The organism is Sphingobacterium cellulitidis (genome assembly GCF_043187465.1).
GTDB lineage: Bacteria > Bacteroidota > Bacteroidia > Sphingobacteriales > Sphingobacteriaceae > Sphingobacterium > Sphingobacterium cellulitidis.
On the sequence record NZ_CP171136.1, the window covers coordinates 4,338,451 to 4,349,890 of the forward strand.

9 protein-coding genes are annotated in these 11,440 nt (G+C 36.8%); 4 read left to right on the top strand and 5 right to left on the bottom strand.

Going from position 1 to position 11,440, the window contains the following annotated elements; translation table 11 throughout:
• Positions 1-4: 4 nt before the first annotated feature.
• Positions 5-2,332 carry a GAF domain-containing protein gene (locus ACF3OC_RS18890; RefSeq protein ID WP_392470483.1) on the top strand — a complete coding sequence of 776 codons (2,328 nt, stop codon included), beginning with the start codon at positions 5-7 and terminating at the stop codon, positions 2,330-2,332.
• 3 nt (positions 2,333-2,335) lie between these two features.
• Positions 2,336-4,903 carry a ShlB/FhaC/HecB family hemolysin secretion/activation protein gene (locus ACF3OC_RS18895; RefSeq protein WP_392470484.1) on the top strand — a complete coding sequence of 856 codons (2,568 nt, stop codon included), beginning with the start codon at positions 2,336-2,338 and terminating at the stop codon, positions 4,901-4,903.
• A 7-nt stretch (positions 4,904-4,910) separates the two neighbouring features.
• Here ACF3OC_RS18895 and ACF3OC_RS18900 read toward each other — a convergent pair whose 3' ends face one another.
• Entirely contained in the window at positions 4,911-5,624 is a 714-nt protein-coding gene (locus tag ACF3OC_RS18900) for a DNA alkylation repair protein (RefSeq protein ID WP_392470486.1), read from the bottom strand.
• A gap of 162 nt (positions 5,625-5,786) precedes the next feature.
• Between ACF3OC_RS18900 and ACF3OC_RS18905 the strand changes: the two genes are divergently transcribed.
• Positions 5,787-7,004, top strand: a complete 1,218-nt coding sequence (locus ACF3OC_RS18905; RefSeq protein ID WP_392470487.1) for an enolase C-terminal domain-like protein — start codon at positions 5,787-5,789, stop codon at positions 7,002-7,004.
• An 81-nt stretch (positions 7,005-7,085) separates the two neighbouring features.
• Here ACF3OC_RS18905 and ACF3OC_RS18910 read toward each other — a convergent pair whose 3' ends face one another.
• Both ACF3OC_RS18910 and ACF3OC_RS18915 read right to left on the bottom strand, forming a co-directional pair.
• A complete protein-coding gene (locus ACF3OC_RS18910; RefSeq protein WP_094258729.1) occupies positions 7,086-7,883 on the bottom strand; it encodes a DUF1080 domain-containing protein in 798 nt (265 codons plus the stop codon).
• A gap of 129 nt (positions 7,884-8,012) precedes the next feature.
• On the bottom strand, positions 8,013-8,738 hold the full coding sequence (locus tag ACF3OC_RS18915) for a DUF3784 domain-containing protein (RefSeq protein WP_392470489.1): 726 nt from the start codon (positions 8,736-8,738) through the stop codon (positions 8,013-8,015).
• 153 nt (positions 8,739-8,891) lie between these two features.
• On the opposite strand from ACF3OC_RS18915, the gene ACF3OC_RS18920 reads away from it, so the two are divergent.
• Positions 8,892-9,470 (top strand): DUF805 domain-containing protein, encoded by a 579-nt coding sequence (locus ACF3OC_RS18920; protein WP_392470490.1) that lies wholly within the window; start codon positions 8,892-8,894, stop codon positions 9,468-9,470.
• 7 nt (positions 9,471-9,477) lie between these two features.
• Here ACF3OC_RS18920 and ACF3OC_RS18925 read toward each other — a convergent pair whose 3' ends face one another.
• Positions 9,478-10,065: a hypothetical protein gene (locus ACF3OC_RS18925; protein ID WP_392470491.1), complete on the bottom strand. Its 588-nt coding sequence runs from the start codon at positions 10,063-10,065 to the stop codon at positions 9,478-9,480.
• Between the two features lie 50 nt (positions 10,066-10,115).
• Positions 10,116-11,318, bottom strand: a complete 1,203-nt coding sequence (locus ACF3OC_RS18930; RefSeq protein ID WP_392470492.1) for an exo-beta-N-acetylmuramidase NamZ domain-containing protein — start codon at positions 11,316-11,318, stop codon at positions 10,116-10,118.
• Between the last annotated feature and the right edge of the window lie 122 nt (positions 11,319-11,440).

Sequence of the window (11,440 nt, forward strand, 5' to 3'; positions counted from 1 at the left end):
TTTTATGTTGCTGAAAACCGTACAAATTGATAATGATATACTGCAAGATGGGAACCTTGAGGAGAATCTATCTTTATGGCCATTCCTAAACTATCTGACTAAGACTACCCAGGATTCTGGAATGTTGATCCCCAAATTGACGGAGGATATCATCCGAAAACAAATGGAGCAATTTGGAGATATCAATTCTGATAATATTTCTTCATTTACTGATGTTTTCGAGGTCATCTATCATTTAGCAAAAGGTGTACCGCTTGATAAGAATATCAAATGGGGCTTGGGATTTCCGATTCCCGATCGAGTATTTTATGGCACGGATGCGTTTTATGAGTTGGTAGAAAATGATTTTAAGAAGATCCTCTCCTATTCAAAAGTTAGTTTTTGGGATATTGAATTTACCAACAAACAATTATTCCAACTCGTATTAGGACGGCTGTATAATATTGGGCCTTTTAATACAAAACTGAGGTATGTTAAAAAAGCAGGTGTTTTTGACCGTTATTATGAACTTGATATCGATTATACCTTTGTAGAAATTGAGGTGAAGGGAGAAATACCAAAGATTGACCTTACGCCTTTGAAGAATAAGGAATCATTGGATTATGATGATCTAGCACCGATATTGAAGGAATTCGATCTCAGCAAGTTTATTTTCTCTGGATTTACCATTTGTACCATCAAGGATTATCAGCAGGAGTTTCTTACGGAAAGTTTGCAGGATTTGGTCAATAACCTAAGTATCTATAAGGGTGCTGATGGATTGGGCAAGTTAAATAAGATCTTAAGAGGAATGCTTTCCATTGAAGATATTCAAACATCATTTTATCCCATCTTAAAATTAAATGGTGCGCCAATTCTATCCACTGAACTTGCGAAGAATAGCGTTATTCTGAGTGATGAATTGTTCTATGAGCATTATTTTAATCAGGGGGAGCTTCTCCAATTTATGGAGAATCCAACTATACTTTCCTTTGGGGTTCTAGAAGGATTAGAATCTGAGGATAGCAAATTAAAGAACAGCTTGAAACGAACTGGCATATCCTCTTACGTTTGTTTTCCATTAATCCATAATGATAATCTTGTTGGAATATTTGAGGTTTATAGTCGAAACGGAACGCAACTGACTAGAAACATGTTGGTTCAGGTTCAGTCCTATTACAGCTTAATGGCTCAGCTGGCCAATGAAATTGTCTATAGCTTCAAAAACGAATTGAACAATGTAATTCTTCATCAATATACTGCCCTACAACCTGCAGTAGAATGGAGGTTCAATCAGGTTGCGGCGGAATATCTGGGTGAATTATTAAATAATCAGTCCGAGCCTGAGCCTCCAAAAATAGTTTTCAAGCAAGTCTATCCGTTTTATGCAGCGGTAGATGTTAAGGATTCAAGTTTTCTACGTAATAAATCATATCGGGATGATCTGATGATTCGGATTGGTTATGTTGAGGAGTTAATCGAAAGAGCCGAGAAGCAATTACAATTTAATATTGACTCTAATTTCGAGGAGCGATTTTTGGAAACCAAGAAATGGATTAGTGGTCCTAATTTGGATCATTATCTCTTGGATACCCTTTCATTTTTTCAGGAAGATGTTTCCAACTTCTTGGATTCACTCGAAAAGAAACATCCTGAGGTTCTTTCGGATCTGAGGGAGTGCCGCAGAAAACTAAGCTATAGTCAAAATGAGTTGCACTCAAAAAGTCAACAATTTGAAAATTCGCTGCAGAAGCTGAATCAAACAATCAACGCGGAATTAAAGAGATTCAATAGTAAGGTCCAAGAAATCTATCCATCTTATTTTGAATCTTTTCGTACTGATGGGATTGAATATGACCTTTATGTTGGGCAATCTATTTCTCCATTAACTCCATTTAATCCGAAGTTATTGCGGGATTTTAGAAAGGAACAGATTATCAATATTTCCAAGATTGGTCAACAAACCCAACGATTGAAAAAGAATCTGGGTATACCCCTTGAAACGACACAATTGGTCTTTATCCATCCGAATCCAATAGACATTAGTTTTCGGGAAGATGAGAGGCGATTTGATGTAGAAGGGTCCTACAATATCAGGTATCAGATCATCAAAAAAAGAATTGATAAAGCACTCATCAAAAACTCATCGGAAAGATTGGTTAAACCAGATACGATAGCTATTGTTTATAGTAGAAATAAGATTGCCAAAGAATTGAGGGCCTGCTTAAAAGAGGTTTCAGAGTTAGGGTTTATTCAACCGGAGATAGAGGAACTGGAACTAGAAAACTTACAGGGGATCAGTGATTTGAAAGCCATGCGTGTCAGAATAAAATTTGAAGAAACTAGTTATTAATCCATGCATATTCCATTTAGAATATATATTTTCTTAATCCTATTTTTTATTACTGGAAATCTACATTCGCAATCAAAGGATAGCATCACGACGGTTATAGCACCAGAATATGATCAGGTTTCTATGATACATCGCTATTGGTTGGGCGATAGCTATAGAAAGCTGTACAATACGCCGGTTAAGATGCGGATTATGGATTTATCTAAAGAGAAAGGAGGATTGAATATTGTCAAGTTGGGTGGCGGTATGCAAACTCAATCCTTGCGTTTGCTGGATGGCAATGGTGCGGAATGGGTATTGCGTTCTATTCAGAAATATCCGGAGCGGAGTTTACCTGAGAGCCTGCGGAAGACTATTGCAAAGGACATTGTTCAAGATCAGATTTCCATTGCCCATCCATTCGGAGCATTGACTGTCCCGACTTTTAACACTGCATTAGCAATACCGCATGCGGCTCCAGAATTGGTTTATGTCGCGGATGATCCTCGATTAGGTGAATTCCAACCCATATTCAGAAATAGACCGTATATGTTTGAGCCTCGGATGCCTTTTGAGAATGAGAAAACAGACAATACACTGAAAGTTATTTCCAAGGTACTGGACGATAATGATACTAAAGTTGACCAAAGGCTTACCTTACGTGCTAGATTATTGGATTTTGTGCTGGGTGATTGGGATCGGCATGAGGATAATTGGCGTTGGGATCCTGAGAAAGAAAAAGGAAAGAAAATCTATTCGCCAGTTCCTCGAGACCGTGATAAAGTATATTACAAAACATCGGGAATCTTTCCGGTCTTGCTTTCATACCAATGGCTAAAGGCGCATTTACAGCCATTTAGTCCACATATCAGAAATGTTGCTCATTGGAATTTTAATGCTAGACACTTTGATCGTTTTTTCTTGAATCATTTGAATGAATCTGACTGGAATGAAGAAATTCAAATCCTTCAAAACACATTAACCGATTCATTAATCCATCGGGCGATGCTTCAAATGCCTGATACCATTGTGAAATTAAGTGCTGAAGAACTTGAAACTAATATCAAGTCGCGAAGAGATGAGCTGCAAAGCGCAGCAACAGACTATTATCATTCCTTGGCAAAGGTTGTTGATCTTCCCTTGTCTGCTAAGCGAGAGTTCATCGACATTGATTTTCAAAAGGACGGGAGTATCAGCATTGACATTCATAATAAGAAGAAGGATGGAACAGAAGGTGCTAGAATATTTAAACGTAGATTCCATCCCTTGGAGACCGAGGAAATCCGAATCTATGGAATGGCTGGGGAGGATGAGTACAAGCTGCATGGCAAAGGAAAATCGCCTATTAAGCTAAGGATAATTGGAGGTTCAGGGCATGATATATACAGCGCAACGGATGCTTTCAGCAATGGAAGAAAGACCTATTTATACGATAGCAAAGTTGACAAGAGCAATACGTTTAATAGTTTAGGAAATATTCGCTATCGGCTTAAGAATGATAGTTCTGTACATCAATTTCAATATGACAATTTTGTCTATGACAGGAAAGGCGTATTAGTGAACTTTAATTACGGAATTGATCGCGGATTAATAATTGGGGCTGGTTATCTGATCGAGAACCAAGGATTCCGAAAGAGCCCTTATGCCTACCGCCATGAGTTTATGGCGAGCTACTTGACTGGAAGGCAATCCTTTATTTTTGAATACAAAGGGAATATCAAAAAGCTCGTTGGAGAACAAGATTTAGCAATTGATTTTAGAGCATTAGGACCATTTAATCAAAGCAACTTTTTTGGTTATGGAAATAATTCAATCTATAATAAGAGTGAGGAATTTGAGATATCATATTACCGAAATCGATATGATTTAATAAACACCGATATCTTTTTAGAATATTCACCGTTGGAAAAACTAAAGCTTTTCTATGGGTCAAGCTCTGAGTTTTATACTAGTCGGATGAAGAACAATATTGAAAAGTTTTTCAACGATTTTAATCTTTCACATCCTGAAGAAAATATTTTCGACAGTAAATTCTTTACTGGAGCGACAGTAGGCTTCGATTATGATAGCCGAGATAATAAAAACAATGCTAAGAAAGGGATTCGTTTATTTTCAAGGTTCGATTGGAAGGCAGAGATTAAAGGTTTGAAAAGACAATTTACATCTTGGGACAATTCCTTAAGCTTGTATAAAACCATCTTTAATGACCACCTTACCCTTGCAAACCGGACCGGAGTTCATACTGTTTGGGGCGACCCTTATTTCTATCAACATGCGCAGATTGGTGGCGAGCGAAGCTTAAGAGGATTTAACTCACAGCGTTTTACAGGCAAAACAGCAGTTTATAATAATTTGGATGCCAGGCTTAAATTATTTAGTTTCAGTTCTTATTTGGTCCCAGGAACAGTTGGATTAATTGGGTTTTATGATGTGGGTCGTGTTTGGATGCCGAATGAGCAGTCTGATCAATGGCATATGGGAACCGGTGGAGGAATTTATTTTATGCCAGCTGATTTGATGACCATCCAAGCAACCGTTGGGATGAGTAAAGAAGCAGTACTTCCTTATATTCGAATAGGCTTATCTTTTTAATAGTATTCTATTTTTTCATTGCCTCGACTTTCATTTCATCGGGTAGTTTTTCGATAGCATATCGCAAAGCCGTTCGAGGCATTTTAGATTTATGTTTCATTACATAATCAAAAACTTCCTTTTCATAGGCTTTGCTAGTTTCCTTCAGCATCCATCCATACCCCTTTTGAACCATATCATCAGGATCCATCATCAGGATATCAGCAATATGAAAAACATCCTCCAGATAATAACCTTTTTTACCCGGCACAACTAAACTTACCGCAGCGGCACGCTTGGTCCAGCGATTTTTGGATTTAGCCCAGGTCTTCAACACATTTACATTTTCTGGAAATTGAATTAGATTATAACCAATGGTCGTACAGCAAAGTGTATCGCAATCTGACCAATTGTTGACATATAGATTGACCCAGTTTTCATAGATTTCCATGTCTTTCGCTTCGTATTGTTTGCGGATGGATTTGGTGATGATACAAGCAATATAAGCTTCTTCAAAGATCTTGGATATCCAAAGCTCGTTACAAAGGGAAAAGATCTCCTGCTTAGGTTCTTTCTTGATATCTTGATAAACCTCCTTGCCGATTTTCCGTACGATTTCAATGGGCACACCATAACGCTTGGCTCCTTCACCTTCTTTAAAAAAACGAGTCATGGCATCTGAGGTAGTCTTATCAGCATTGTCCATTAAGGTTTGCCGGATATCAAGCAAAAGATCTTTCATGGGATCAAAATTAATTATAACCTGGCAAAAACCTTAAATTGATTATTCAAACTTTAATTACAATTAATTGGCTTTAATAATCTAAGTTAAATAACTAACACCCAAACATAAGGAAATAATTTTTGTTGTAATTTTGTATAATCAAATTACCACAAAAAACCTATGAAAAGAAGAACCTTTATCAACTCCTTAGGTATTGGCTTTGCCTCCTCCCTACTCTTAAATTCCAATGGATATGGAAATCCTTTGTCGGAATTATTCGAATTGGCAGCAGACGAGAGGGAACTAGCTGAACATACAATAGATAGTATTGTCTTTTCCAAAGTAAAACTAAACTATCCTAGACTGGTTGGAAAAAATGCCAGACTAGACCTACATGGTCATGGGCCTGAATTAGACATCTGCTGTTTGAGAACGGATCAAGGAGCAATGGGTTGGGCATCCCTTCGTGGATCAAAAAAAGATGCCGAACAGTTGATCCCTGAGTTAGTTGGTAAAAAAATATCGGATCTCTTTACCCCCAAAGCTGGGACCCTCTCTGAAAAACATATGGCTTTTGACATGGCCCTGCATGACCTAGCCGGTGTCGTTCTACAGAAACCTGTCTATGCTTTGCTTGGCAAGAAAGATCCTTTTATCACCAAGTATTACAGCGGCATGATCTATTTTGACGATCTAGAGCCAAAGGATAAACCTGCAGGAATTGATAAAATCCTAGAAGAGTGTCTTTTCGATTATGGTGTGGGATACAGACAGTTTAAGTTAAAAATAGGACGTGGAAATAAATGGATGCCGAAAGCCGAAGGTATGCAAAGGGATATCGAGGTCACTAAAGCCGTTGCGGCAGCATTTCCAGATTGTGAGATCCTGGTCGACGGAAATAATGGCTTTACGAGTGATGAGTTTATCCAATATTTAAAAGGGATTGCCGGGGTTAAGCTTTTCTGGATTGAAGAGCCTTTCCATGAAACGGTAGAAGACTATAAAAAGCTTCGGGACTTTGTCAAACAGGAAAAGTTGGACACTTTATTGGCAGATGGAGAAGCAGATCCAGACCAAGCCTTCCTCCAGAAACTCTTTGAACAGAAACTCCTGGATGTACAGTTGACTGATATTGAAGGATTAGGCTTTACCAATTGGAGAAGGATGATGCCTGAACTGGTAAAGACTGGCACCCTCGCCTCTCCACATGCTTGGGGTTCATTACTTAAAACCAATTATACAGCGCATTTGGTTGGTGGTTTGGGCAACACCGTCACCATTGAAGGCGTAACAAGCAGTTCAGATGATATGGACCTCACGGCCTATGCGGTAAAAGACGGAAAATTAATTCCGCCTGATCTACCGGGTTTTGGTATGCAGTTATTGAAAACCATATAGGATAAAGACAGCTTAGTTTTTGGAAATTTTAAGGTCTTTGAACCATAGTATTATTCCTAGTGGGCATTTCGCTATATGCGATTAAAAGGTCTTCGAAAGATCTTTGATATAAATATTCCTGAAATCTACAGGCTGCCCTTCACTTTGCAAAGCAATAAAGCCGCTGCTCAATAGTTTACCATCAATTTTAATCTTTGGGTCGAAACCATTGGCTGTACCACCACCGATTTGAGGTTTTGAATATTCTAGGACAACATCTCCTTCAATAATATGTTGGATCAAGGAATCTCCAAGGACAATAAGCTCGGCTTTTACCCATTGATCTTTATCATATGTTTTAGAAGTAGAATTCAAACAATGCGAGGCTGCGATTTTACCTTGATACACCACATTAGTTCCAGGAGAACACATATTTCCTGTAGGTCTTGGTTCTCCATCGCCTAAGCCTGCCAAGAGTTGCATTTCTACCGAGATTGGCCAATCTTGCTCTTTCAACATGGTACGAGGATCTTGAGAATGGAACATTACTCCACTATTTAATAAAGTGTATTCCGGTGCCCCACGTTGTAGTTCGCCAGCGAATTTATATTCAAACTTTAAATGGTAATATGAAAAAGGAGTTTTATAATAAAGATGTCCAAATTGATCATTAAAGTCTTCATATTGGTCATATCTAATTTTAATAATTCCATCCTCTACCCGAAAAGTATTTCCAAAATTCTCACCTACTTCATGGTGATGAATCTTAACAAACCAATCGTGGATATCCTTACCATTAAATAGAGGTTTCCATTCCCCTATATTTTTTTGAGAAACATGACTTTTACAGCCCATTAAAGCTAGGCAGACAAACAATACGGCATAAATACTTTTTTTCATGTAATTGGTAATTAGGTTGATTTCATTGCAATATACAGGATTATTTTGGAAGGTATCCTTTATTCATTACAACTTTTATTTTCTAAAATGGAAAATATTTGATTTATTAAATATTCTCCATTTTTTATGCTATTTGATACCCTTTATCAACTCGACAAAAACCTTCTGATTCGGACGTTCCTTGGCTGAATAATAAATTTTATGTCCATTAATTTCTTCAATTAATACAATAGGTTTTTTATCAGAATTGATGAGTAAAGTTATCTCTTCACCATCCTCAGTTTTATAAGCTCCTTTTTTAATTTTCTGAAGAGAAAATCCAGTGGTTTTAACTTTTATATTCGGCAAGGTATCAACAAGAGAAATAGACTTAATTTTAGACTTTTCAATTTCACGTCCATAATCTCCAGTAAATTTTATCATCTCTTTTTCAACAATGACTTGGTTTTCCTGTAAGGAATAAATAAACATACCTCCAATAGCTACAAAAACTGCAAGGATAAAAACCATAACCACAAAAGATTTAACTCGGTCTTTTTTATTAGGAACCTTGTAAAACTTATTGGTCTTCCAGATTAAAAAGCAATAGGCAATCAAGGGATAAGTAGACATAAAAACCCCTGTCCATTCAGGATTAATCAAATAATAAAGGAGTAGGCCTATGATTAATAGAGTTCCGCCCAATATTAAGTGAACCTTTCTAAAATAGGGCACAAAGGAATTGATATCAAAATTTTCCTTCTCCTCTACAGACATGCTATTATAGCCTGATAGCAAGCTATCGGCATTTTCAGTGTTTAAGAGAAATCCAACTCCTACAAAGATTAAACTGATGATAATTAGGGCGATTAACATTCGGCAAATAATTAGATTTCACAAGATAAATAAAAGACTTAATATCCAAAACATAGAAAAGTCTGAGTATTACGGTTTCCCATAAATACACTACGGCTTATTGACTAATTTGCGGCACAAATTGACTCAATCTACCAAATTATTTATTAACATATGCGGCTATACTATTATGTAAAGGATGCTGAAAAAGTAGGACCTTATACTCTTGAAGAGCTAAAAAACAAAAATATTTATCGGGATACCTTGGTGTGGTACCAAGGATTACAAACCTGGGAACGAGCAGTTGAAGTGGATGATCTAAGACCCCTCTTCAATCCTAATACTCCACCCCCAATCAATAACATACAGCAAAATCTACATCAGACCAGTAATCAGGAAAAATCAGTTATTCCGCAAGAACCCCAAGGTTATTTCTCGGATCCATTTGGTTTTGAAGGCAGAATTCGAAGATCTGAATTCATAATTAGTTTTATTATCTGCTCGATATACCTGAGTATAATTGGTGAAATACTAGGAGACCCCTACAGTGCAAATGTCGATGACAGCGAAGTATTTACCTTTCTATTTCTGATTATTCCAGCTATGTGGTTTGGAAGTGCCCAAGCAGCGAAAAGGAGCCATGACATCGGGAATTCTGGATGGCTTCAACTAATTCCATTTTATATTTTTTGGTTGGTATTCGTAGATGGTAAGCCCTTTACCAATCAATATGGTCGTAATCCAAAAAAATAATAGGGTACTATTCTTTATTAAAATATTTGTTTACAAACTCCATACCTCTTGTCAAAAGTTCGTAACCTACAAGATGAATAATAGTGAGACCAAGATTCTTGATTTTGCGAATATTAATCTTTAACCAATCTTTTTCAAACCCAGTGAGTTTGGCAATACCAATGGCATGTAAATTTGGATTGTTTTGTATTGCCAAAAGCACTGTTTTGGTCCAAGGACCATGATTACTGAATTTATAAAATCGAGCAAGTTTATTTTTTAAGTCCTCGAATTCCGAGTCTGTTAGTTCTATTTCATTTCTCAATTCAATTCGAGGGTCTTCAGAATGATAGCTAACAGCGATTTTATAAATCGAACCTATACTCTTTCGAAAAAAAGACTTTAACAAGTCTTGCTTATTTGTATATCCTGATTCAACCGCATCTTGATCATTGATATCTTCTTCACTTACTATATTGATTTCACCAATTTTAATCTGACCAACGGCAGTATTAATTATACTACCACTATTGACTGACAATTTAAGCCATTTCCAATATGCATAGGCAATTTTACCAGTCTTTATTCCATTCAGTTGTTCTAGTTTAAATAACATCAGATTAATATTTTAGAGGAGAGATCATTATGAATTGGAATAATTATTTCCTACTTATAAAGGAGATACTTTTTACGCATCTTTTTATACTTATCTATCCCTGGTTGCCATGTTTTTCGGATTTCCTCTTCACTCATTCCAGTGCGGATTTGATCCTTAAATTCTGATACTCCTGCGAGATAATCTATATTCCCGATTTGGCGATGAAATCGTTCAAAAAACTGATTTTTATTGGGATGTTTGGCATAAAGTTCTATCATCCATTGCAGGTTAATCTTTTTAGACTTTACCAACTCTTCAAAATTAATATTTCGAAGATCAAGGCCATAACATACCTGATCTTGATAAAGGGGATCCTCTGCCCGACCAGGCATCGAAATCGGAGTATAATAAAACTCATAAATCCCTTTATACATTGGACCTCCAACAACCGTAAATGGGAAGTCTGTACCACGTCCATGATTTAAAGAAACACCTTCAAATAAACAAGTAGTTGGGTATAGTAATATACTTTCAGGAGTATTGAGATTTGGTGAAGGCCGCACAGGCAATTTATACAACATACTATGCTTATAATTTTCATTTCTCACAACACTTAGATTACATTTTAAACCATTTCCTAACCAACCTTCTCCATTAGCCATTTGTGCGAATTCAGCAATAGTAAGACCGTGAACAATAGGGATAGGAAACTGTCCAATACCTGATTTATTTTTCATGTCCAGAATAGGACCATCAATAAAATAAGCGTTCGGATTAGGACGATCCAAGATAAGCATCTCTTTTCCATTTTCAGCTGCAGACTGCATCACATCCCGTAAAACATTGATATTGGTATAAAAACGGCAACCAACATCTTGAATATCATAAACCAAGATATCTACATCGGCTAGGTCATCCTTTGTAGGTTTTCTTTTGTTACCATATAGGGATACAATTTTGACTCCTGTATTTGCATCTACCTCGTCGCCAACTGCTGTACCATTGCTAGCATTCCCACGAAATCCATGCTCAGGGCCAAATACTTTTACAATATTGATTCCACGTCGAACCAAACTATCTAATAAATGTGTTTCTCCAATAACAGAAGTTTGATTAGCAATCAATGCAACCCTCTTACCTTCAAGCTTTGGAATATATTGGTCGGTTCGCTCAGCGCCAACCTTAATAATATCATTGGAATAATTAACCTGACCAGTTAATTTACTGCAAATAATAACCATCGCCAGGATTAGGTAAATAATCTTTTTCATAGCACTAAATATACTAAGAATCAACAAAATGTGTAGATTTCTTATTTCCGAAAAGAAAATTGAACACTCAAAAACCAACGGGTAGTAAAAAAAGGGAATAGATTTCAATATCTATTCCCCTT

Excerpts from the sequence above, each read along its gene's own strand:
- ACF3OC_RS18890 (WP_392470483.1), top strand. The coding sequence starts at position 5 with ATGTTGCTGAAAACCGTACAAATTGATAATGATATACTGCAAGATGGG.
- ACF3OC_RS18900 (WP_392470486.1), bottom strand. The coding sequence starts at position 5,624 with ATGAAAGATCTTTTGCTTGATATCCGGCAAACCTTAATGGACAATGCT.
- ACF3OC_RS18930 (WP_392470492.1), bottom strand. The coding sequence starts at position 11,318 with ATGAAAAAGATTATTTACCTAATCCTGGCGATGGTTATTATTTGCAGT.
- ACF3OC_RS18920 (WP_392470490.1), top strand. The coding sequence starts at position 8,892 with ATGCGGCTATACTATTATGTAAAGGATGCTGAAAAAGTAGGACCTTAT.
- ACF3OC_RS18905 (WP_392470487.1), top strand. The coding sequence starts at position 5,787 with ATGAAAAGAAGAACCTTTATCAACTCCTTAGGTATTGGCTTTGCCTCC.
- ACF3OC_RS18910 (WP_094258729.1), bottom strand. The coding sequence starts at position 7,883 with ATGAAAAAAAGTATTTATGCCGTATTGTTTGTCTGCCTAGCTTTAATG.
- ACF3OC_RS18925 (WP_392470491.1), bottom strand. The coding sequence starts at position 10,065 with ATGTTATTTAAACTAGAACAACTGAATGGAATAAAGACTGGTAAAATT.
- ACF3OC_RS18895 (WP_392470484.1), top strand. The coding sequence starts at position 2,336 with ATGCATATTCCATTTAGAATATATATTTTCTTAATCCTATTTTTTATT.
- ACF3OC_RS18915 (WP_392470489.1), bottom strand. The coding sequence starts at position 8,738 with ATGTTAATCGCCCTAATTATCATCAGTTTAATCTTTGTAGGAGTTGGA.